The organism is Streptomyces sp. AK010 (assembly GCF_014207295.1).
In the GTDB taxonomy this organism is placed as follows: Bacteria; Actinomycetota; Actinomycetes; order Streptomycetales; family Streptomycetaceae; genus Streptomyces; species Streptomyces massasporeus.
On record NZ_JACHCX010000006.1, the window covers coordinates 200333 to 223784 of the forward strand.

General features: G+C 72.9%; 15 protein-coding genes and 2 pseudogenes. 7 read left to right on the plus strand and 10 right to left on the minus strand.

Annotated elements, in window-relative coordinates; translation table 11 throughout:
- The first annotated feature begins 216 nt into the window (after positions 1-216).
- Positions 217-2469, plus strand: coding sequence for an MMPL family transporter (locus HDC93_RS14265; RefSeq protein ID WP_185010750.1), 2253 nt, complete (start codon positions 217-219; stop codon positions 2467-2469).
- Between the two features lie 498 nt (positions 2470-2967).
- Entirely contained in the window at positions 2968-3831 is an 864-nt protein-coding gene (locus HDC93_RS14270; RefSeq protein ID WP_185010752.1) for a phosphotransferase enzyme family protein, read from the plus strand.
- 24 nt (positions 3832-3855) lie between these two features.
- Here HDC93_RS14270 and HDC93_RS14275 read toward each other — a convergent pair whose 3' ends face one another.
- From HDC93_RS14275 to HDC93_RS14290, 4 genes are all read right to left on the minus strand, one after another.
- The gene (locus HDC93_RS14275) at positions 3856-4578 is read right to left on the minus strand and encodes a 3'-5' exonuclease (RefSeq protein ID WP_185010754.1); all 723 of its coding nucleotides are present in this window, start codon (positions 4576-4578) and stop codon (positions 3856-3858) included.
- 152 nt (positions 4579-4730) lie between these two features.
- Positions 4731-5972 (minus strand): SAV2148 family HEPN domain-containing protein, encoded by a 1242-nt coding sequence (locus HDC93_RS14280; RefSeq protein ID WP_185010756.1) that lies wholly within the window; start codon positions 5970-5972, stop codon positions 4731-4733.
- A gap of 101 nt (positions 5973-6073) precedes the next feature.
- The gene (locus HDC93_RS14285; protein WP_185010758.1) at positions 6074-7396 is read right to left on the minus strand and encodes a copper amine oxidase; all 1323 of its coding nucleotides are present in this window, start codon (positions 7394-7396) and stop codon (positions 6074-6076) included.
- Positions 7397-7454: 58 nt separating this feature from the next.
- Entirely contained in the window at positions 7455-8273 is an 819-nt protein-coding gene (locus tag HDC93_RS14290) for a Tat pathway signal sequence domain protein (protein WP_185010760.1), read from the minus strand.
- Positions 8274-8454: 181 nt separating this feature from the next.
- Between HDC93_RS14290 and glgX the strand changes: the two genes are divergently transcribed.
- The 3 genes from glgX (at position 8455) to HDC93_RS14305 (ending at position 14536) form a co-directional block, all read left to right on the plus strand.
- A complete protein-coding gene (glgX, locus tag HDC93_RS14295) occupies positions 8455-10629 on the plus strand; it encodes a glycogen debranching protein GlgX (protein WP_185010762.1) in 2175 nt (724 codons plus the stop codon).
- 106 nt (positions 10630-10735) lie between these two features.
- Positions 10736-13105: a malto-oligosyltrehalose synthase gene (gene treY / locus HDC93_RS14300; RefSeq protein WP_185010764.1), complete on the plus strand. Its 2370-nt coding sequence runs from the start codon at positions 10736-10738 to the stop codon at positions 13103-13105.
- A gap of 180 nt (positions 13106-13285) precedes the next feature.
- The gene (locus tag HDC93_RS14305; protein ID WP_185010766.1) at positions 13286-14536 is read left to right on the plus strand and encodes a M14 family zinc carboxypeptidase; all 1251 of its coding nucleotides are present in this window, start codon (positions 13286-13288) and stop codon (positions 14534-14536) included.
- Between the two features lie 271 nt (positions 14537-14807).
- Here the strand turns inward: HDC93_RS14305 and HDC93_RS14310 are convergent, their stop codons facing one another.
- A complete protein-coding gene (locus HDC93_RS14310; protein ID WP_185011063.1) occupies positions 14808-16151 on the minus strand; it encodes a M14 family zinc carboxypeptidase in 1344 nt (447 codons plus the stop codon).
- Positions 16152-16327: 176 nt separating this feature from the next.
- Positions 16328-16879, minus strand: coding sequence for a DUF1707 and FHA domain-containing protein (locus HDC93_RS14315; protein WP_185010768.1), 552 nt, complete (start codon positions 16877-16879; stop codon positions 16328-16330).
- A 173-nt stretch (positions 16880-17052) separates the two neighbouring features.
- Here HDC93_RS14315 and treZ point away from each other — a divergent pair, with 173 nt between their 5' ends.
- Positions 17053-18798, plus strand: coding sequence for a malto-oligosyltrehalose trehalohydrolase (treZ, locus tag HDC93_RS14320; protein ID WP_185010770.1), 1746 nt, complete (start codon positions 17053-17055; stop codon positions 18796-18798).
- A 171-nt stretch (positions 18799-18969) separates the two neighbouring features.
- Here the strand turns inward: treZ and HDC93_RS14325 are convergent, their stop codons facing one another.
- Positions 18970-20022, minus strand: a complete 1053-nt coding sequence (locus HDC93_RS14325) for an aminoglycoside phosphotransferase family protein (protein WP_260419570.1) — start codon at positions 20020-20022, stop codon at positions 18970-18972.
- 46 nt (positions 20023-20068) lie between these two features.
- Positions 20069-21196: an aminopeptidase P family protein gene (locus HDC93_RS14330; RefSeq protein WP_185010775.1), complete on the minus strand. Its 1128-nt coding sequence runs from the start codon at positions 21194-21196 to the stop codon at positions 20069-20071.
- A 183-nt stretch (positions 21197-21379) separates the two neighbouring features.
- On the opposite strand from HDC93_RS14330, the pseudogene HDC93_RS14335 reads away from it, so the two are divergent.
- Positions 21380-22139, plus strand: a pseudogene (locus HDC93_RS14335) (metallophosphoesterase).
- Between the two features lie 9 nt (positions 22140-22148).
- On the opposite strand, the gene HDC93_RS14340 reads toward HDC93_RS14335, so the two are convergent.
- Both HDC93_RS14340 and HDC93_RS14345 read right to left on the minus strand, forming a co-directional pair.
- On the minus strand, positions 22149-22715 hold the full coding sequence (locus HDC93_RS14340) for a PDZ domain-containing protein (RefSeq protein WP_185010777.1): 567 nt from the start codon (positions 22713-22715) through the stop codon (positions 22149-22151).
- Between the two features lie 132 nt (positions 22716-22847).
- Positions 22848-23150: pseudogene (locus HDC93_RS14345) on the minus strand (multicopper oxidase domain-containing protein); the annotation flags it as partial.
- Positions 23151-23452: the final 302 nt, after the last annotated feature.

Sequence of the window (23452 nt, forward strand, 5' to 3'; positions counted from 1 at the left end):
CACACCCGGGGAGCCGGACATGTCCGGCGATAGGTGTAAGGGGCCACGGTCCGTTGAGGTCCTCCCCAGTGGGGAGAGGGCTCGCTCCATGGGGATGAGTTCCGGCTCCCCCACTTCACCGGGCAGCACGACGAGATGGCTTTATCCGGCCCATACCTTCGAGACGAAAGGGGGCGGCAGGGGGCCGCCACCGCATCACGAGGGGGCAAGCCCGTCATGGGGAACGGAGACATACGGGTGCGGGGCCTCGCCGCCCGGGCCGGCGGCTGGAGCGCCCGGCACCGATGGGCTGCCGTCGGCATCTGGGTGCTGTTCGTCGTCCTGGCGATGGGGCTCGGTTCGGCTGCGGGCCGGGTCGACGTCAAGGACAGCGACCAGCTGAAGGGCGAGACGCACACCGCCGCGCGGATCGTCGAGGACGCCGGCATCGACGAACCGGCCGGTGAGACCGTGCTGATCCAGGCCAGGGGCGGTGACCTGAAGGCGACGGACGCCGAGTTCCGGGACGCCGTGGAGGCGGTCGTGCGGGCCGTCGAGGGGACCGGCCGGGTCACCGAGGTGACCTCGCCGTACGAGACGAAGACGATCTCGAAGGACGGGCGCAGCGCGCTCGTGCAGTTCGACATGCGCGGCGGGTCGGACACCGCCGGCGAGCGGATCGAACCGGTGCTGAAGGCCGTCGAGGGCGTCCAGCAGACTCACGAGTCGCTGCGGATCGAGGAGATCGGCGGCGCCAGCATGATGAAGACGTTCGACGACGCGTTCGGCGACGACTTCAAGAAGGCCGAGTACTCCGCGGTGCCGGTGGCCTTCGGCATTCTGCTCATCGCCTTCGGTGCGCTGGTCGCGGCGCTGCTGCCGCTGGCGCTGGCGGTCACCGCCATCATGGCGACGATGGGCCTCATGGGCGTGGTCAGCCACGTCATGCCGATGAGCGAGTCCGCCAACTCCGTGATGCTGCTGGTCGGCATGGCGGTCGGTGTCGACTACTGCCTTTTCTACCTGCGCCGGGAGCGCGAGGAGCGCGAGGCCGGACGGGACGCGCAGACGGCCCTGCGGATCGCCGCCGCGACCAGTGGCCGTGCGATCGTGGTCTCGGGTGTCACGGTGTGCGTGGCGATGGCGGGCATGCTGTTCACGGGGCTCGCCGAGTTCGAGGCGATGGGCCTGGCCTCGCTGATGGTGGTGGCCGTGGCCATGGTGGGGTCCGTGACCGTGCTGCCCGCGCTGCTGTCGCTGCTGGGCGAGCGCGTCGAGAAGGGCCGTCTGCCGGTCCTGCGGCGGCGCAAGCGGAGCGGCGGCACTCAGGACAGCCGGTTCTGGACGGCCGTCCTGCGGCGCGTCCTGGCCAAGCCGGTGGTCGCCGTCGTCGTGGCGGCCGGTGCGCTGCTGGCCATCACGGCTCCCGCGCTCGGCATGAAGACGCAACAGCTGACCCTGGACCAGGAGTTCGGCGACTCGCTGCCCATCGTGCAGACGTACAACCGGCTCAACGACGCCTTCCCGGGCGGTTCCGAGCCGGCCGAGGTGATCGTCAAGGCGCACGACATCAACGCCCCGGAGGTGAAGTCCGCGCTCTCCGACTTCCGTGCGCGGGCGATCAGCTCGGGCGCCTCGCGGGGCCCGGTGGAGATCAAGCTGCACGACGCGAAGAACGTCGCGTTCGTCTACGTCCCGCTCGTGGGCGGTTCCGACCAGGACAAGGCGGGCGCGAGCCTGGACCTGCTGCGGGACGAGGTGCGTCCGGCCACGCTCGGCAAGGTCGACGGTCTCGAGGCGCCCATCACCGGGCAGGTGGCCGGGTCGAAGGACTTCAACGACCAGCTGGCGGGCGCGGTCGTCCCGGTGTTCGCGTTCGTCGTGGTCCTCGCCTTCGTCCTGATGCTGCTGTCGTTCCGTTCGCTGACCATCGCGGTCACGTCGATCGTGCTGAACCTGCTGTCGGTGGGCGCCGCGTACGGGATACTCGTCGCGGTCTTCCAGCACGGCTGGGGCGCGTCCCTGGTGGGCGCGGAGGGCGTCGGCGCGATCATCACCTGGCTGCCACTGTTCCTCTTCGTGATCCTGTTCGGCCTGTCGATGGACTACCACGTGTTCGTGGTCTCCCGGATCCGCGAGGCGCGGCTGCGGGGCCTGGCGACGAAGGACGCCATCCGGCACGGCGTGGTCACCACGGCCGGGGTGGTCACCAGTGCCGCGGTCATCATGGTCGCCGTGTTCGCGATCTTCGGAACGCTGTCCATGCAGTCCATGAAGCAGATGGGTGTCGGCCTCGCGGCGGCGGTGCTCATCGACGCGACGATCATCCGTGGTGTGCTGCTGCCGGCCGTGATGGCGCTGCTCGGCGAGGGCAACTGGTATCTGCCGAAGTGGCTGCACCGGCTGCCGGACCTCACGCACGACGAGACGCCGCAGGCGGTCGCCGCACCGGCGGCGCGGGACGACGAGGGTGAACCCCTCAAGGTCTGATCGCCGCGGGGGCGTGATGGGGCCCGTCGGTTGCCGGGACTGGCAACCGACGGGCCCTGCCACGAGCAGTCGTCGGCAGCTGTGCCGGAGTGCGGCGGCAGGCGGTCACCAGTGAGCGCTGCCACCAGGTAGGCGATGCCCACGAGGACGGCCAGGACCAGCGTGGGGATCGCCAGCCCCTTCGCGACCGAGGTCAGTGTCTGCGTACCGCTCGTCGCCTGCTTCGTGTAGTGCTCCGGCCGCGCGCCCAGATCGTGCCGGGCGAACGCGCCGACGACCAGGGCTGCCGCACCGGTGATCAGACAGCGAAGGGGGTGAAGCCTCGGTCACCGTTGTCACGGAATCAGCCCCTTTGCACGCTCTGCCGGCCTGGTCATGCTCGTGAAGGCCGTGTGCCTCGTCAAGGCACCGCGTACGCCGCCCGACCTGTGCCGATGCGACACTGACCGGTGGATGGCCGGAACCCGACGGTCGAAGCACGGACGACGGAGGCGGACGATGGACGAGGCGCGGGCGCGGGACGTACTGGCCGCGGCAGGGGTGCTGCCCGGTGCGGTCCGGGAGGCGCGGCTGCTCGCTCTGGGCGAGAACGCGGTGTTCGCCGCCGGTGACCTGGTCGTCAAGGTCGGCCGTGACGCCGAACTCCTGGACCGGGCGCGCCGCGAACTGGACATCGCGGTGTGGCTCGCCGAGGCGGGTGTGCCGGCGGTGCGTGCGGCCGAGCCGAAGGCGCTGCTGGTCGATGGGCATCCGGTGACGGTGTGGCATCGGCTGCCGGACGCCGTGCGGCCCGCCGAGCCGCGGGATGTGGCCGAACTGCTGCGGGTCGTGCATGCCACGCCCCTGCCTCCCTTCGCCCTCCCGGCCCGCGATCTGCTGGGCGGTGTGGAGCGGTGGCTGCGGCTCGCGGGGGATGCGATCGATCCCGCGGACGCCGCCTATCTGCGCCAGCGGCGGGACGGGTTCGCCGATCGGGCCGCCGCGCTCACGCCGCACCTGCCGCCGGGGCCGATCCACGGGGACGCGCTGCCGCGCAATGTGCACGTCGGACCCGACGGGCCCGTGCTGGTGGATCTGGAGACGGTGTCCGCGGACCTGCGCGAGCACGATCTCGTGGTGATGGCACTGTCCCACGACCGGTACGGGCTGCCGGACGAGGCGTACGCCTCGTTCACGGAGACCTACGGATGGGACGTACGCGGATGGGCCGGCTGCGGTGTGCTGCGCGGGGCCCGGGAGACGGCGAGCTGCGCCTGGGTCGCCCAGCACGCACCGAGCAACCCGAAGGCACTGGCCGAGTTCGAGCGGCGGGTGCGGTCGCTGAGGGACGGGGACGAGAGCGTGCGGTGGTATCCGTTCTGAGCGACCGGCCCGCCTGACGCCGGATCAGACCGGTTCGTCCGCCAACTCCCGCAGGGGCCACCTCCCGTCGATGGAGGCGGTCGGGTCGCCCTTGTCGCGCAGGAAGCTCTGGAAGTCCGCCGCCCACTGCGCGTACCACTCGATCTGGCGGTGGTGCAGGGCCGCCGGGCCGAGCATGGCGATCTTGGGGTGGCGGTCGGCTATCGCCCCGGCCAGCCGGGCCGCCGCCAGGGCGTCGGCCATGGCGTCGTGGGCGGTGTCGAGGACGACGCCGTACTCGGCGCAGACCGCTTCGAGGTTGCGTTTGCCGCGGCGGTAGCGGTCGATCCAGCGGTCGATGGTGTAGGGGTCGATGACGGGCGCCGGGTCCACGCCGCCCAGGCGGTCGCGCAGGGACGGCAGTCCGTGGCGCCGCAACTCCGCGGAGAGCAGGGTGAGGTCGAAGGTCGCATTGTAGGCGACGACCGGCACGCCCGTCTTCCAGTAGGAGGTGAGGACGTCGGCCAGGGCATCCGCCACCTGGTCGGCCGGTCTGCCCTCGGCCGCCGCGCGCTCATTGCTGATGCCGTGCACCGCCACCGCGCCCTCGGGGATCGGCACTCCCGGGTCGGCCAGCCACTCCCGGCACCCGATCGGCTCCCCGCCCCTGACCTCGATCACGGCTCCCGTGACGATGCGCGCCTCGCACGGATCCGTGCCCGTCGTCTCCAGGTCGAAGCCGACCAGCAGCTCCCGGTGCCAGCCCATGGGCGGTCCCCCTTCTTGTGGTGCGTTCCCCCAGTGGTCTCCACCTTCCCATGCACCACTGACAGTCGAAGGACCGCACTCCGCTTACTCCCGCCGTCGTTCCGCTCAGCCCCGGCGGCGGACCGGAGAACCACCGCTCACCGGAGCACAGTTCAGGACACCGGCCGCGAATCCGCCCACATCACCTCGAACTCCTCGCGGTACGTGGGGAAGAGGCCACTTTCGTCCGTCTCACCCGACTTGACCACCTTGGTGCCGTTGCGCAGCACGAACACCGGTGCCTCCATGCCGCGGGTGCGGCGCAGATGGCTCTGCACGACCGCGATGCCGTCCGCGCCGTCGCCGTCCACCAGGTACGCCGTGAAGCGGGGCGTCTCGTCGAAGACCTGGATCTCGAAGGCACCCGGGTCGCGCAGCCGGGCCCGCACCCGGCGCATGTGCAGGATGTTCATCTCGACGGCCCGGCTGAGCTCGCCCCGCTTGATGCCGAGCTCCCGCTCGCGGCGCTTGACCGCGCTGGAGGCCGGGTTGAGGAACAGCAGCCGGACCCGGCAGCCGGACTCGGCCAGCCGCACCAGACGCCGGCCGGAGAAGTTCTGCACGAGCAGGTTGAGGCCGATGCCGATGGCGTCGAGACGTCGGGCGCCGCCGAAGATGTCCTCGGCCGGGAACTGCCGCATCAGCCGCACCCGGTCCGGGTGGACGGCGACCACGTCGGCGTAGCGGTCACCGACCAGGTCCTCGACCGCGTCGACGGGCAGCCTGCGCGCCGAGGGCACGTCACCGCCCGCGCCGAGCATCTCCAGCAGCCGGGCCGAGGCCCGTTCGGCCTGGTTCAGCACGGCCTCGGACAGGGCCCGGTTGCGGGAGACGACGTTCCGGGTGACCTCCAGCTCGTCCAGGGCGAGCTCGACGTCCCGGCGGTCGTCGAAGTACGGTTCGAAGCAGGGCCAGTGCTGCACCATCAGCTCGCGCAGCTGCGGCAGGGTGAGGAAGGAGAGCACGTTGTCGTCGGCCGGGTCGAGCAGATAGCCCTTGCGGCGGCTGACCTCGCGGACCGCGACCGCGCGCTGCACCCACTCCTGGCCGGCCGGCCCGGCGGCGGCCACCACCCAGTCCTCGCCGTGCACGGGTTCGTAGACGGGCCGCAGCACGGCGGCGACGACCGCGCGCAGCCGCTGCTCGACGAGGTTCAGCCAGATGTAGGCGCGCCCGGCCCGCTGGGCGCGGGTGCGCACCTCGCGCCAGGCGTCGGCGTCCCAGTCCAGCTCCGGGCCGATCGAGCCCGTCGCGTCCATCGGCCGCGCCAGGGACACGGCACCGGTCGGGACGTCAGTGGAGTTCCCCTCGTGACCCTCGTCACCAGGGGGCAGCTCCAGCCCTCCCGAGCCCACCCGCGCACCGCCTTCCGCTCCCCGAGCACTCCCCTTGTCAACGATCAAGGAAGGGTACTCCGGGAGCGGTCGGCGGTGCAGCCGGATGGGCAGGGGAGTTCTCAACTCCGGGGCCGCCAGTGCCCGTTCTGCCAGCCGAGCTCGGCCGGAGTGAGCGGATTCATAGCGGTGACGTCGCGCGGGGCGATGGAGAAGCCCTGCCAGTGGACGGGCATGGGCTGCTGGTCCTCGTCCCGGGCTATGTGGTGGAAGCCGATGTTCATCCAGACCACCGGGTGGGTCAGGGTCTGGCCGTTGACCCACTTGTCGACGGATTTACCGGCTCCGGCCCCGCAGTTGCCGGGGTTGTGGCTGGCGAACAGCTCGCACGTGTTGTACTGCGTGACGTACAGGTCGTGCTTGGTGTAGCTGCGGCCCGGGTACTTGGTCGTGGGTCCGGGGACGATCTCGTAGGAGCGCGCGTGTCCGTCCTTGTTCTTGCCAATCGCGCTGACCATGCGCCACCAGCGGTAGGCCTTGCTGTCGCCGGCCAGTTCCTTGGTCACCTTGGTACGGGTGGTCTTGGTGGTGGGGGCGCGCCGGCCCCGGACGGGCGCGCTGACTTTGGAGTCGTACTGCTCGACCTTGTTCTTGGTGGAGCCGTCCAGGGCGAAGTCGAGCCGCCAGAAGGCGTTGTGGCTGTGGCTGGTGGCCTTGGCGCTCGCGCCCTTGCCGATGGGCCAGCCGCGGCCGTCGCCGGCGTCGTAGTCGTCCCAGGAGAGGCTGCCGGTGGCGCCGACGTTCATGGTGACGGTGCCGTCGTCCTGGAAGCGCCACTCGGTCATGTACTCGTACCAGCCGACCTGGTTGACCGTGTAGACGAGGAGGTCCTTGCCCTCGGTCTGGAAGACCTTGTTCGCGGTGTCGCCCTGCATGCGGTAGGCGTGGCCGCGGGAGCGGGTGGTGGTGCACAGGCCCTTGACGTTCGGGTCCTCGTTCCAGGAGTCCGGGACCTTGACCGTCTTGACGGTGCCGCCGGGGCACTCGCCCGGCGCCAGGTTCATCAGGCCCTGGGCGAAGTCGAAGCCGGTGAGGTCGTCGTACTCGATGTTGCCGTCGTCGTAGGGGACGTGGATCTGACCGAGGCGGGCGCTGTTGAGGACCCTGATCTGTTTGGGTTCGCCCTTGGGCTGGTACGAGATGTTCTCCAGCACGAGGCCGGCCTTGCCGTCGTAGCGCCAGCACATTCGCCAGGTGGTGCCGGTGGAGAGCTTCTGCTCGATGCGGTAGGCGGTGCTGCACTCGGCGGCCGCGGGCGCGGCGGGTGCGGCCTTCGGCTGGGCGGTGGCCGGTCCCGCGCCGGCTGTGGCGCCCGCGGCCAGCGCGGCCACGGTCAGGCCCACGGCGGCCCGGGTGCGGGCCTTGGTGTTGCTGTTCACGCGCATGACGAGATGACTCCCTGACGAGGAGGAGCGAGGTGGACGGGTGAGCGAGGAGGGCGGGTCAGCGGTCGAGCCGGGCGACCTTGCGGGCGCTCAGGTCGATCACCAGCGACCGGGCGTCGACCCACGGACCGTTCTTGACCTTCGGGAACAGCCGGACGCAGCGGTGCTCCCCGCACCGGTCGAGCACGGCGGGCTGGGCGCCCGGCGCGGCGCGGTAGACGGCGCCGCTGAGCTGGAGCTGGTACGGGCCGGTGAGCGCCTTGCCGGTGGCGTCCTCGTAGTCGGCCTTCAGGCCCGAGCCCAGCGGGTCGGCGATCAGGAGGGCGGCCGCCTCGGCCTTCTCCGCGCGGGTCAGCGGCGGCTGGACGCCGTGCTGGGTGTCGCTGTGCACCACCGTGCCGGTGTCCAGATCGACGGTCCGGGTCACGAGGGTGTCGTCCCGGTAGTCGTAGAACGTCACGTCGGCGCGCCGGGGCGCGTCCGGCCTGCCGACCTCGTCGGCCTCGGGTTCGGCGAGGTCGACGCCGAGCCGCTGCGGGCCGCGGTCCCCGTCGACGCTCTCGCCGCTGCGGAACAGCTGCTTGCTGAGGGCGGTCCTCTCGGCCCGCTTCAGTTCGTCGTCGGTCAGCGGGTCGCGGCCCTCGCCCTTCTGCCCCTCGGCGGGGGCCGCCTCCACGACGCCCGGCGACACGGCCCGGCCGCCCGCGCCCGCCGCCGCGCCGGCCTCCTGCGGGGCGGCCTGCCCCGCCCGGGTCCCGCTGTCGTCCGCCCCCGCCGTGCCCGGCAGGGTCACCGCCGCCATCACAGCCGTCCCGGCCACCGCGATGGCGGTACCGGCCACCACCTTCCCCAGGTGGCGGTGCACTGTCTTGCGCACGTCTTTCCCCCTACTCCCCCACAGCCCCGGGAGTATGTGATTGCCCCAATGGATTGGCATACCGCGTATGCACTGGTCACTCGGTAAGAGGGAGATAAGTCATAGGAGGTTCCCTCACTTTCGGGGAGACTCGGGACCAAGGCGTCCCCACCGGCGCCGCACACCTGAAAGAGTCGTATCCATGCAGGTCTGGCCTGGCGAGGCGTATCCACTCGGTGCCACGTACGACGGCGCCGGTACCAACTTCGCGGTCTTCACGGAGGCCGCGGACCGAGTAGAGCTGTGTCTGCTGCACGACGACGGCTCGGAGACGGCGATCGAGCTCCGGGAGAGCGACGCCTTCGTGCGGCACGCGTATGTGCCCGGCGTCATGCCGGGGCAGCGGTACGGGTTCCGCGTGCACGGCCCGTACGCGCCCGAGCGCGGGCTGCGCTGCAACTCCGCGAAACTGCTGCTCGACCCGTACGCGCGTGCGATCAGCGGTTCGATCCGCTGGGGCGAGGAGGTCTACGGCTACCACTTCGACGATCCCGACCGGCGCAACGATCTCGACTCGGCGCCGCACACCATGACGTCGGTCGTGGTCAACCCCTATTTCGACTGGGGCGACGACCGGCGCCCGCGCACCGAGTACCACCACACCGTCATCTACGAGGCCCACGTCAAGGGCCTCACCATGCGGCACCCGGGCCTCCCGGAGGAGCTGCGCGGCACGTACGCGGCCCTCGCGCACCCGGCGATCATCGAGCACCTCACCGAGCTCGGGGTCACCGCCCTGGAGCTGATGCCCGTACACCAGTTCGTGAACGATCACCGCCTGGTCGACATGGGCCTGAACAACTACTGGGGCTACAACACCATCGGCTTCTTCGCCCCGCACAACGCCTACGCGTCCTGGGGCGACCGGGGCCAGCAGGTGCTGGAGTTCAAGTCGGCGGTCAAGGCTCTGCACGAGGCCGGGATCGAGGTGATCCTCGACGTGGTCTACAACCACACCGCCGAGGGCAACCACCTGGGCCCGACGCTGTCCTTCAAGGGCCTGGACAACGCGCGCTACTACCGGCTCACCGACGACCCCCGCTACTACATGGACACGACAGGGACCGGGAACTCCCTGCTCATGCGGTCGCCGCACGTGCTCCAGCTGATCATGGACTCGCTGCGGTACTGGGTGACGGACATGCACGTCGACGGGTTCCGCTTCGACCTGGCCGCGACGCTGGCCCGGCAGTTCCACGAGGTGGACCGGCTGTCGTCGTTCTTCGACCTGGTGCAGCAGGACCCGGTGGTCTCGCAGGTGAAGCTGATCGCCGAGCCGTGGGACGTGGGCGAGGGCGGCTACCAGGTGGGCAACTTCCCGCCGCTGTGGACCGAGTGGAACGGCAAGTACCGGGACACCGTGCGCGACCTGTGGCGGGGCGAGCAGCGCACCCTCGCAGAGTTCGCCTCGCGGCTGACCGGCTCGTCCGATCTGTACCAGGACGACGGGCGCCGCCCGCTGGCCTCGATCAACTTCGTGACCTGCCACGACGGCTTCCCTCTGCACGACCTGGTGTCCTACAACGACAAGCACAACGAGGCCAACGGCGAGGACAACCGGGACGGCGAGAGCCACAACCGGTCCTGGAACTGCGGGGCCGAGGGCGAGACAGACGACCCGGACGTGCTGCGGCTGCGCGCCCGGCAGATGCGGAACTTCATCGCGACGCTGATGCTGTCCCAGGGCGTGCCCATGATCAGCCACGGCGACGAGTTCGCCCGCACCCAGCGCGGCAACAACAACGCCTACTGCCAGGACAACGAGCTGGCCTGGGTCGAGTGGCCGCAGGAGGAGGACGCCGAGGACGGGGATCCGGAGGACGAGGACGCGAAGGACGGGGACCCGCGGGGCGGGCCGAGCAAGGAGCTGCTGGGCTTCACGCGCGCGATGGTGTGGCTGCGCCGCAACCACCCGGTCTTCCGCCGGCGGCGCTTCTTCCACGGCCGGCCCGTGGAGGGCACCCACGACGACCTGTCCGACATCGCCTGGTTCACTCCGGACGGCCGGGAGATGACCCAGCGGGACTGGGACTCGGCGCAGGCGTCGGCGCTGACCGTGTTCCTCAACGGCAACGCGATCTCCGAGCCGGGCGCACGCGGGGAGCGCATCAGCGACGACTCGTTCCTGCTGATGTTCAACGCCTCGCCCAAGCCGCTGGAGTTCGTGGTTCCGGTCAATCACGGGCGGCAGTGGGAGGTCGTGGTCGACACGGCCCTCCCGACCGGCGTGCCCTCGGAGACCGGCCCGAAGGTGCAGGCCGGGGACCGGCTGACCCTGCCGGACCGCAGCATGACGGTGCTCCAGCGGCCCGTCTGACCGCCCGGCGCGTGCGCGTCGCCCGGAAGCCACTCGTCCGGGCGACGCGCGACGCACCTGGCGCGGGGGATGACACGAACGGCGGCAGGGCGGGTACGTACGTTCCATGACACCTGAGCGACTTGACCCGGTGGTGCCCACGGCCACGTACCGGCTGCAGTTGCAGCCCGAGTTCCCGTTCGGAGCAGCCGCGGCCGTCGTGCCGTACCTGGCCTCGCTCGGCGTCTCGCACCTGCATCTGTCCCCCGTCCTGGAGGCCGTACCGGGCTCGACACACGGCTACGACGTCGTCGACCACGCACGCGTGCGCGAGGAACTGGGCGGCGAGGAGGGGCTTCGGGCGCTGGCGCGCACCGCGCGCGAGCACGGGCTCGGCCTGGTGGTGGACATCGTCCCGAACCACATGGCCATGGCCCCGCGCCACAACCGCGCCCTGTGGGAGGTGCTCCGCGAGGGCCCGAAGTCGCCGTACGCCCGGTGGTTCGACATCGACTGGGAGGCGCAGGACGGCCAGGTGCTGCTGCCGGTCCTCGGCGGGCCGCTGGGCGAGGTGCTGGACGAGCTGCGCGTCGACGGTGACGTGCTGCGCTACTACGACCACGTCCTGCCGCTGCGCGAGGGCACCGAGGATCTGCCGCTGCCGCATCTGCTGGACGCGCAGTGGTACCGCCCGGTGTGGTGGCGGCTGGCCCGGACCGAGCTCAACTACCGGCGGTTCTTCAGCATCTCGGAGCTCATCGGGGTGCGGGTGGAGGACCCGGAGGTGTTCGAGGCCACCCACGGCAAGATCCTCGAGCTGCTGCACGAGGGCGTGATCGACGGGCTGCGCATCGACCACCCCGACGGGCTCGCGGATCCCGACGGCTACCTCGCCAGGCTGCACGAGGCGACCGGGGGCCGCTGGACGGTCGTGGAGAAGATCCTGGCCGACGGTGAGCACCTGCCGGCGTCCTGGCCCGCGGCGGGAACCACCGGGTACGACGCCCTGCGGCACGTGGACGGGGTCTTCACGGACCCCGCCGGGTTCGGGGAGCTGCTGGGGCAGTACCGGCGCTTCGCGGCCCCGCAGACGGACCGGGGCGGGCAGTGGGAGGCAACGGTGCGGCGGGCGGCGTACAAGGTCCTCACGCACGAGCTGGCCACCGAGACCGACCGGCTGACCCGGGTGGCGAGCCGGCTGTGCGCCACCTCCCCGGAGCCCGCCCTGCGCGACCGCGCCCCCTGGGCACTGCGCACGGCGCTCCAGGAGCTCCTCGTACGGATGGAGGTCTACCGGCCCTACGAGTCCGCCGATGCGGCGTCCGTGGTCACCGAGGAGGCCGCCGCCGAGGCCCGGCAGGCCTTCACCGTGCCCGAGGAGGCCGGTGCGGTGGACGTCGTACGGGACCTGGTGCTGGGGCGGTACGGCGACGGGCCGGCCCAGCTGGAGTTCCGGACGCGGTTCGCGCAGACCTCGTCGGCGCTGCGGGCCAAGTCCGTGGAGGACACGGCGTTCTACCGGTACGTGCCGCTGCTGTCGGCGACCGAGGTGGGCGGGAATCCGGGGGCTCCCGCGCTGTCGCCGGAGGAATTCCACGCGTACTGCGCGCGTGTGCAGCGCGACTGGCCGGTGACCGGCACGGTGGCCACCACGCACGACACCAAGCGCAGTGCGGACGTCCGGGCGGCGCTGCACGTGCTCACCGAGTGCCCGGACCGCTGGGCGGACGTGCTCGCGGAGGCGACCCGCACCGGGGAGGGGGTGCCGGACGCGCAGCTGGCGTGGGCGGCCTGGCAGACGGTGTTCGGACTGGGGCCGGCCTCCGGCGCGCGGGAGCGGGTGCAGGGGGCGCTGCTGAAGCACGTGCGTGAGGCGGGCCTGTACACCAGCTGGACCGAGCAGGAGCCGCCGTACGAGGAGGCGGTGGAGCGGTTCGTGGCGGCCGGGCCGTGCGGGGCGCCGGGTGAGCGGGTCGCCGCGTTCCGGGAGTCGCTGGCGCCGTACATCCGGGCCAATGTGCTGGGCACGGCTCTGGTGCAGCTGACGATGCCGGGCGTCCCGGACGTCTACCAGGGCACGGAGGCCGAGTACCGGGCGCTGGTCGACCCGGACAACCGGCGGGCGGTGGACTTCCCGCCCGCGGAGTTGGACGGCACCTCCGGGGAGAAGACGGCGGTGACGAAGGCGGCGCTGGGGCTGCGGGCCCGGCGGCCCGGCGCCTTCGGCGACACGGCGACGTACCAGGCGCTGCCGGCCGAGGGACCGGCGGCACAGCACTGCCTGGCGTTCGTCCGCTCCGGCGAGGTGCTGACGGCGGTGACCCGCCTGTCCCTGCGGCTCGCGGAGGCGGGCGGCTGGCAGGACACCCGCCTGCCGCTGCCACCGGGCCGCTGGGCCGACGCACTGGAACCGGGGCGGGACTTCACGGGCCACGCACGCGTGGCGGAGCTGTTCGCGGGGCGGCCGGTGGCGCTGCTGGAGAGGGCGGGTGACTGAGGGCGGGACAGCCGGTCGGAGGCGTGCGAGGCCCCGGTGGGACAGGGCCGCACCGGGTGTGGCGCCTGCCCCGGCGGTCCATGCTTCGGGGCGCCCCCTGGGGCCTCCCCCGTCGCGCCCTTGACACCGCACCATGGCCGTGGGGTACTGCGATGGCGAACTCGGGCGGATGTGACGGGGGTGAGTGTCCTGCCGGAGCTGCGCTACCCGACGGTGACCGAACAGGTTTCTGCTGCCCGGGCGTTGACCGCTCAGCGCCCCGGTGTGTGCACCCTGCGGCAGGTGGGTGCCTCACGCGCGGGCAGGCCTTTGCACCTGCTGTCCGTGGGCCGGGCCCGCCGTGCCGTACTGGTGGTCGCCGGCGCCCACGCCAATGAGCCGACCGGCTCCTGCACCCTGCTCGCGGTCGCCCGGCGGGTCCTGGAGCAGCGGGAGTTGCGCGACGGCATCTCCTGGCACTTCCTGCTGTGCGCGGATCCCGACGGGGCGAGCCTGCACGTCACGCCGGCGCCGCGCAGCCTCTTCGACTACCACCTCGGCTTCTTCCGGCCGGCGGGCCCGGAGCAGCCCGAGTGGGCGCCGTCCGTGCTGCCGCCGGACCGGCTTCCGCCCGAGACCCGGGCCCTGACGGGCGTCATCGACGAACTGCGCCCGTATCTGCAGGTCACCCTGCACGGCACGGACCTGGGCGGCAGCTGGGTGCAGCTGACGAGGGACGTGCCGGGGCTCGCCGAGCCGTTCGCCAAGTCAGCGGCCGAGCTGCACATCCCGGTGGAGACGGGGGCGTCGGACGCCGCGGGCTGGCCCGCCTCGGGGCCGGGCGTCCATGTCATGCCGGCGCCGGGGATCGGGCCGGCGTACCCGAGCCTGCCGGACGACGCGCGGCACAGCACCTGGTACCACGCCCACCGGTACGGCGGGCTGACCGCGGTCGTCGAGGTGCCGATGTGGGCGAGCGACCTGGTCGACGACCCGGCTCCTCATCCGGCTCCGGCGGCGGCGATCGGGCTGCTGGCGCGCCGGCTGCAACGGGACGCGCTGGAGGTGTCGCGCGTGCTCGACGGCGTGCTGCCCCGGCTGGCGGACCTGGACGGGCCGTTGCTGCGGGCCGTCCGGTGGGGGCTGGAGCTGGTGCCGGGCCTGGCCTCGGACCTGCTCCACACGCCGCCCGCCGACCGCACCCGGGCGTACGTCGGCAGCGTGGACGCGTTCGCGCGCCGGGTGCCGCTGCGGGCGGCGGCCATGCTGCTGCGGGTGCTGCGCGGGACCGACGACGCGGCGGCGAAACAGCTCGAGGAGCTCGTCTCGACCTGGAGCGACGCCTTCGCGGAACGGTTCCGCGCCCGCTGGGTGCCCTTGGAGCACCAGGTGGAGCACCAGTCCCGCACGGTCGTCGCGGCGGCGCTGCACGCGCGCGAGAGGGCGTCGTAGGCGGCCCTGCGTCTCAGCCCTGTGCCTCAGCCCTGCGTCTCAGCCCTGCGTCTCAGCCCTGTGTTGCGGCCCCGTGGGTCGGCCCGGTGTCTCGGCCCTGTGGGTGGCCCCGTGGGTCGGCCCGGTGTCTCGGCCCTGTGGGTGGCCCCGTGGGTCGGCCCCGTGTCTCGGCCCCGTGTCTCGGCCCTGAGGGTCGGCCCCGTGGGTCGGCCCCGTGGGTCGGCCCCGTGGGTCGGCCCCGTGTCTCGGCCCTCTGGGGCGGCCCCGTGTCTCAGTCCCGTTGCAGCGGCACCGGCTCGCCCGGAGCCGCACCCGAACCGGAGCACGCGCGCGTGTGCCGCCCCGCCAGCTCGAACGCGGCGAGCACCACCCGGGCCTGGTACTCCGCCTGGCGGGCCACCGGGATCCAGCGCGCCCCGCAGCCGTCGCGGTACTCGGCGCACCACTCGTCGATCAGGCGGTCCAGGTCCGGCAGTGTCCCGCCCGGGTCGCGGCCGGCGGCCCGGACGAGCTGGTGCAGCAGTCCCGCCGTGCGCAGCGCGAGCCGGCGCCCGGAGATGCGCAGGGCGACCAGGTGGGCGGTACTCAGGGCCGGAAGGGGGTGGCCCGGGCTGTCGCCGGTGTCGGGGTCCCAGGCGTCGGCGAGGCCGGGGCAGACCAGGAGGTAGTCGTCGACCGGGGCGAGCAGGCGGGCCGCGTCGGGCACGGTGGTGAGGTGCGGCCGGATCCGGGCCAGCAGGTGCCGCAGGAGGTCCGTGTCGTGGCGCAGGGTGCGGCTGACGGCCCGGAGCACGGCGTCCCGGTCCGCGGGCGGGGTGCCGTCCGCCACGGCCGTCACGCCCCACATGGGTGCCTCGACGACCGCGGTGACGGTGCCGTGCCGGTGAGGGTGGTACCACGTGGACTCGACGGCGGCCTCCGTCATGGCCGCGACCAGATCGGCCCGGCGCGGCGGCGGGATCCGGTAGACGGCGGGTCCGAGGCCGGGCCAGTACAGGGCGTCGTACGCGCCGAGTTCGCGGGGTATGCCGAGCCGGGCGGCGATGTGGGCGAGGCGCCGGTCGAGGCCGGGCAGGTCGTGGGTGAGTTCCACGAAGCCGCCGCCGATGTCGACGCCGTGCAGGGAGCACTGGAGGAACGGGCGCAGTTCGTCCTGGAGGTCGAGCAGGGCACGGGTCTCCGGCAGGGCGGCGCCGGCCGCGCCGTCGGGCAGCCATTCGGGCTGCTCCAGGAAGCCGGGCCGGAAGAAGTGCCGGACGTACCGGCCGAGCGTGTAGGGGCCGGGCAGCCAGCCCTCGTTGCGGCGCGAGCCGTCCGGGTCGAGGCACAGCAGCAGGTTCCAGGTGGCGTCCGCGCCCTCGGTGAGCCGCGGGTCGGCCAGGGCCCGCTCGGCCAGACGGAGCACGGTGGCGCCGCCCACCGGTTCGTTGGCGTGGGGGCCGGCGACGACCAGCGTTTGGCGGCTGCCGCGGCCGACGGAGAGCAGCCACAGGGGGGTGCCCGCGCGGGAGGTGCCGACCCGGCGCAGCCGGGCGTCGCGGGGGTGGCGGGCGACGAGGGCGGCGGCCCGGGCGCCCAGTTCGTCGACGGTCGGGTAGCGCAGCAGGGGCGGCAGGGCACACCTCCCCCATGCGGTGCCGTCGGTTCACCAGGTGTAGATGGCGTAAGCACAGTGAGTCACGACTTCAGGGGTACGTCAACACCGTGAACAGCAATGGGATTTCGGCCAACCCCCCGGGACCGGCATTCGGTAATCCCCAGGCCAGAGGTGAGGGGTGGCTCCGTTTCCGGTCAGCCGTCCGACAGCCGGAACGTCATCCGGCCGAAGCCCACCTGGTCGCCCTCGCGGACGACGGCGGCGCCGACGACGCGTCTGCCGTTCACCGTCGTGCCGTTGGTGGAGCCGAGGTCGCGCAGGACCCATATGCCACCCTGGTGACGGAGTTCGGCGTGCACGCGGGAGACCGTCTCGTGGTTGAGGCGCAGTCCGCTGGCGGGGTCGCGGCCTATGCGCAGCGGATGGCCGTGCGACGGACGGGGCAGTTGCAGCTTGGGCAGCCGCTCGGCCTGCCAGGCCCTGCGCAGCCGTACGGAGAATCCGGAGACGGCCTCGACGGTGCCGAACACCAGGCGCGAGAGGCGGCTCTCCGTGCGCAGGTCGGCGGTGAGCGCGGCGAGTTCGTCCGGGCGGCGGGCGGCGAGCGCCAGCTCCATGCGGTGGACGAACGTGTCGTGGGAGAGGCGGCCCACGGCGACGCCGTCCCGCAGCACCTTCAGCGCCCGGTCCCGCTCCGCGTCGGAAAGCCTCGCGGGGAACGTGTTGAACTCGAAGGACGACGTCACGCTGGTGATTGTCGGGCAGCGCGGCCGGGCTGTCCAGAAAACGGGAAACCGGCCGTGCCGCGCGCGTACCCGGGCAGACCCGCCGCAAATGAGTGGATGCACCAGCGGATTGATCTCTTTTGACGCACCATGGACGGGCTACATCACGGTGAGCAGACGAAGGGGAACCGTCCGTGCAGTTCGAGGTGTGGGCACCACAGGCCGGTCGTGTGACGCTCCGGTGCGACGACGTCACACATGCGTTGGAGCGTGATCCGGAACGGGCGGGGTGGTGGCGGGGCGAGGCCGAAGCGCGCGAGGGATCGCGGTACGGCTTCGCGGTGGACGACGGGCCCGTGCTGCCCGATCCGCGCTCGCGGCGGCAGCCGGACGGCCCGGACGGACTGAGCGCGGTCGTCGACCACGAGCGGTACGCGTGGCGCGCGCGATGGCGGGGGCGACCGCTGCCCGGAGCGGTGCTGTACGAGCTGCACGTGGGGACGTACACGCCCGAGGGCACCCTGGACGCGGCCGCCGAGCGGCTCGGCCATCTCGCCGGACTCGGCGTCACGCATGTGCAGCTGATGCCCCTGTGCCCCTTCCCGGGCACGCACGGCTGGGGCTACGAGGGTGTCTCGCTGTGGGCGGTGCACGAGCCCTACGGCGGCCCCGAGGCGCTGAAACGCTTCGTCGACCGGGCGCACGAACTCGGCCTGGGCGTGGTGCTCGACGTGGTGCACAACCACTTCGGGCCGTCCGGCAACTACCTGCCCGTCTTCGGCCCGTACCTCACGGACACCCACCACACGCCCTGGGGCGCCGCGGTCAATCTGGACGCGCCGGGCTCGGACGAGGTGCGCGCGTTCCTGATCGGCAGCGCGCTGGCCTGGCTGCGCGACTACCGGATCGACGGGCTGCGCCTGGACGCGGTGCACGCGCTGGTGGACACACGCGCGTACCACTTCCTGGAGGAGCTGTCGGAGGCCGTGGACGCCCTGTCCGCCGAAACGGACCGGCCGCTGTTCCTGGTCGCCGAATCGGATCTGAACGACCCTCGGCTCATCACCTCCCGCGCGGAGGGCGGCCTCGGGCTGCACGCGCAGTGGAACGACGACTTCCACCACGCCCTGCACACCACGCTGACCGGCGAGTCGCAGGGCTACTACGCCGACTTCGCGCGCGCTCGGCTCGGCGGGCTCGCCAAGACCCTGACGGGCGGCTACTTCCACGACGGGTCGTACTCCAGCTTCCGGGAGCGCCACCACGGGCGCCCGCTGGACCGCACGCGGGTGGCCGGGCACCGGCTGCTCGGCTACGGCCAGACCCATGACCAGGTCGGCAACCGCGCCCAGGGGGACCGGCTTTCGGCCCTTCTCTCCCCCGGTCTGCTGGCGTGCGCGGCCACGCTGATCCTGACGGCGCCCTTCACACCGATGCTCTTCATGGGCGAGGAGTGGGCGGCGGGCACACCCTGGCAGTTCTTCACCGACCACACCGACCCGGAGCTCGCGGACGCCGTACGGCGGGGCAGGCGGCGGGAGTTCGCCGCGCACGGCTGGAAGGAGGAGGACGTGCCCGACCCGCAGGACCCGGCGACCCGGGACCGCTCCTGCCTCGACTGGTCCGAGCCGGAGCGCGAGCCCCACGCGCGCATGCTGGCCTGGTACCGGCAGCTGCTCGCCCTGCGCCACGAGCAGCCGGACCTGACCGACCCCGACCTCGCCGACACCAAGGTGGCCTTCGACGAGGAGCGCCGCTGGATCGCCTTCCGGCGCGGGGACGTCCTGGTGGCGGTGAACCTGGCCGCCGAGCCGGCCGAGCTGCCGCTCGGCGTGCCCCACGCGCGCGTGCTGGCCGCATGGGAGCCGGTGGACAAGCCCGGGGCGGACGGGGTGGTGCGGCTGCCCGGGGAGTCGGCCGTGGTGCTCGCCCAGGACTGATCGGCTCGGGGCGTCAGCGGAGCTTCGCGTCCTGCGCCTGTGTCGAGGGCGCGGCGGCGCCGGTGCAGCCGGCCAGGCACGTGAGGGCGGCGGCGGTCAGCAGGGACACGGCCGCTGCGGTGCGCTTCATGGGCGGAAGGACAGCCGCACGCGAGGGCGCCGCCCGCCCCGCTACAGGGCGTCGTCCGCGTCCCCCAGGTCGGTCACCCGTTCCAGCAGGATCGGCTCCCAGGCGCGGCGCAGCCGGGTCCGCAGCAGGGTGACGTCCTTGCCGGTGAGGTCCTCGGCGAGGTGGACGACGGTGTCGCAGCGGGCGAGCCACAGGCCGCGCAGACAGGGGCGGGCGCCGTAGCCGGCGAGGGTGGCGGCGCGCACGGCGGCGGGTGAGCCGACGGCGAGCGCGAGGCCCGCGATGTCCTCGGCCGGGTCGCCGACGACCGCGCCCGCCCAGCCCAGCACGCCGCGCACCCGGCCGTCGGCGCTGACCACGAGATGCCCTCCCGTGAGGGTGTGGTGGGTGAGGACCGCCGAGGCGGGCTGGGCGGCGAGCTGGGACGCGGCGGGCGGGGTGAGCTGGTTCAGGCGTGTGGCGTCGAACTCGTCGGCTGCGGCGAGGTGTTCGGCGGCGCGTACGGCGGCCCGGCGCAGTGCCTCCAGGGAACGCGGCGCGGCGCGCGGCACGCCGAGCGTCTCGGCCTGCCGGACCGGCACCTCGCGCAGACCCGTGAGGAGCGCGGCGAGGTCGGCCTCGCCGACGGCGGACACGTCGTGCTCCTCCCCCGAGCCGCCGGGCACCTTGGTGTCGAGCGTGTAGCTCAGCCCGGGGGCCCACTCGCCGTGCGCGACGCTGGCGGGCACCGCCGCCGGGACGTGCGGGCGGACGAGGTCGCGCAGGCGCAGTTCGCGGCGCTGGCGCAGGGTGGCCTCGCGGTCGGGGGCGAGCCGCAGCACATGGCGGGTGCCGACCCACCAGGTGACGGGTTCGGCGCCCGGGGTGGCGGGCCGGACGTCGGGGCCGGAGCCGCTCCCGCCCCTCCGGGGCTCCTCGCCGCCGCGGCCCTCCCGGGCGCCCTCGGTGCCCTTGGAGTCCTTGGAGTCCTTGGAGTCCTTGGAGTTTTTGGAGTTTTTGGTGTCCTTTCCGCTCCTGCTTTCCTTGGCGTCTTTCAGGAGGGACAGGACCAGCCGGCGGACGGTGTCCGCGGTGGGTGTGGGTGCCTGGGTCATGGTCGCGCCGTTGCCGTTCGGGAGGCGAGCTGGGGACATCGGGACCTCACTCCACTATGACCAGCTCGCGCGCGGTGGTGTTCAGGCGCCGTCCGCCGTCCTCGGTGACGGTCACGATGTCCTCGATGCGGACCCCGAACCGGCCGGGCAGGTAGATGCCGGGTTCCACGGAGAAGCACATGCCGGGCACGAGGGGCCGCTCCTCGCCCTCGATCATGTACGGCGGCTCGTGGGTGGTGACGCCGATGCCGTGTCCGGTGCGGTGAATGAAGTACTCGCCGTAGCCGGCGGCGGCGATGACCTCGCGGGCGGCCCGGTCGACGTCCTGGCAGGCGGCGCCGGGGCGCACCGCGCGGAAGCCTGCCTCCTGGGCCTCGCGCACGATGTCGTGCACGCGGCGCTCCTCGTCGGTGGGCTCGCCGACGTGGACCGTGCGGGAGGTGTCGGAGCCGTAGCCGTCCCGCAGTCCGCCGAAGTCGAGGACGACCATGTCGCCCCGTGCGATGACGCGGTCGCCCGCCTCGTGGTGCGGGTTGGCGCCGTTCGGGCCCGAGGCGACGATGGTGAAGTCGACCTGCTCGTGGCCGTGCCGGCGCAAGCGCCGGTCGAGGTCCGCGGCCACCTCGGACTCCGGGCGCCCGGCGAAGGGGACGTCGCGGATCTCCTCGAACGTGGCGTCGGCGGCGGCTCCGGCGGCGGCCATGAGGTCCAGCTCGGCCGCGTCCTTGACGGCGCGCAGCATCGGCAGGGCCTCGGTGAGCGAGGCGTAGGAGCTGCCGGGCATGGCCTGCTGGAGGGCCAGCAGGTGCAGGGCCCAGGCGTTGTCGCTGATGCCGAACCGGCCCGTGGCGTCGAGAAGGGCGGCGGTGGCGGCGTAGGGGTCCTTGCCGTCGGTCCAGTCGCGCAGGGTCAGGGCGGCCGCGCCGGCGGCGCGGTGCGCGTCCGGGGCCTCCAGGGCGGGGACGACGAGGACGGGGTCCTGCCCGGCGGCGAGGATCAGCAGGGTGAGCCGCTCGGTGACCGCCGGGGGTGTGTAGCCGGTGAGCCACACCAGGTCCGGGCCCGGGGCCACCAGCAGACCCGCGAGACCGGCGTCGGCGGCCGTTCGCGCGGCGCGCTCCATGCGGGCCCGGTAGTCGTCGGCGGTGAAGGACGCGGCCGTGCTTCCGGTCATCCGGGCCTCCCAGGACGGGCGAAGGGCTACGGGCAGCATCCTGCCCGGCCGGAGGGGGCGGCGCGAGCCGTCTGCGGGCATTCACCCCGGCGACCTGCCTGACGGCAGCGGATTACCCAAGCGTTATACCTAATGCTCAGATGCGACTCTTCCATGAAGTGGTCGATCGAGGGGCGTACGACGGTGCTGGTACTCGCACACATCAGCGATCTGCATCTGGACGGGAGCGCGCGGGCGACGGAGCGCGCCGAACGGGTGCCCAACCGGCTGTGGGAGCTGCCGGGCCACGTGGACGCGCTGCTGGTGACCGGGGAGGGACATCGCGGACCACGGCACGTAGCCGGAGTACGGGGAGGCCGCCCGCATCCTGGGGCTGCGCACCGGCGACGCCTCGTTCCCGGTGCTGACCTGCCCGGGCAACCTCGACAGCCGTACGCCCTACCGCAAGGCGCTTCTGGACCGGCCCCGGGGGCGAGAGGCCGGTCAACAGCGTGCAGGTCTTCGACGACGGCGCGGTGCTGATGTGCGACTCCAGCATCCCCGGCAGCGACGACGGCTAACTGGACGAGGAGACGTACGGCTGGATCGAGACGACCCTCGGAGAACTCGACGGCGGTCTTCCGGCCCTGCTCGCCTTCCACCACCCGCCGGTGGCGCCGCACCACCCGCTGCCCGACTCCTACCAGCTGCGGCACCCCGGCCGGCTGGCGGACCTGCTGGCCCGCCGGCCCGAGATCGCCGGGCTGATCACCGGCCACGCCCACACCCCCGCCGCCGCCTCGTTCGCGGGGCGGCCCTGGTCGTCGGGCCCGGGGTGACGTGGACGCTGCGGCTGCCGTGGGAGGGCGAGCAGATCGCCGACCGGGAGGCGCCGCCCGGGCTCGCGTTCCACGTTCTGGACGGCTCGGGGCGGCTCACCGGCCACTTCCGCGTCGTGCCGTGAGGGCTCGCCTCACGCGGCGACGGCCGGTACAAGGGTCAGCTGCTCGTAGCCGCCGCTGCGGTGGCGGACCGTCAGCCTCACCTCGGAGCCCGGGCGGGCACGGGCGACGGCCCTGACGAGATCGGCGGCGGTGTCGATCCGGGTCGCGCCGAAGGCCAGGAGGACATCGCCGCGCACCAGACCGGCGGCCTGCGCCGGCCCGGGGACGTGCAGCCCCACGACCACGGCCCCCGGCTTGCGGGCGTCCATGACCTGCACGCCGAGCGTCGCGGCGGCGGGCGCGGAGGGTGCCGCGGCGGCGGGCGTGGGGGCGGGCGGCGAGGGAGTGTGCTGCCACCCTCGCGGGTCGAAGCGCCCGCCCTTGTCGAGCACCGCGGTGCCCATCGCCCCGAGGCCGATCCCGGAGAGCACCAGGACCGCACCGGTGAACCCGGCGAGCAGGACGTTCAGGAGCCGCCGCCCGCGACGCCGCGCGGCGTGCGGACGGGGCCGCGACGGGCCGGACCCCGTCACCGGCGCGGTCCCCTCGGGTTCCCGGCCCGGCATCGGCTTGGGTCGCAGCGCGGTCTGTTCCATGGCTCGCCTCCGGAAGGTGCCGATCGCCTCCGGCGGATCCCGGAACGATCACGGCAGGTGCTCTACCCGGCGCACCGTCGGCCGACGAGCCACGAACGAGTGAGACTGACCGGGGCCCGGCGCGGTCAGGGATCAGCCGGTGTGGCCCTCCCCGTGACCACCGTGCGCCCCGCCGTGGTCGCACTTCAGCACCTGCGCGGGCATCACGACGAACGGCCGCATCATGCCCATGTCCTCGTGCTCCAGCAGATGGCAGTTGTACATGAACCGGCGGTGCGCGCCGTCGAACTTCCCCATGACGCGCAGCATCTGGTTCCCGGGCACCCGGAAGACGTCCTTCCAGCCGCGCCCGTTGGGCGCGAGGGGGATGCCGGTGCCCGGGTCGTACCGGACCGGCGTACGCGTGCCGCCCACTGCCGGGTCGAAGCCCGACAGCGTGGGCAGCGCCTCGTCGAAGTCGACCGGGACCGGGCGCGGCAGCAGTCCGCCGTCGCTGCCGATCCGGTGCAGGACGCCCGGCACCGGGTTGTCCTCCTCGTCGACGAGGACGAGGTCATAGATCCGGCGCCAGTTCGGCCGGTGCGGCTGCCTGGGCCGGTGTTCCCGTCTCCATGGCGTCGGCCGGCTTTTCGATGATCTCGGTCACCGTGAATCCCCCGTGGTGCGTGGTGTGCTCCCCTCACCCGGGAAGAGCCCGGCGCACCATCGGGGGTTCCGTCGTGTCCCTTTCTGCGTCG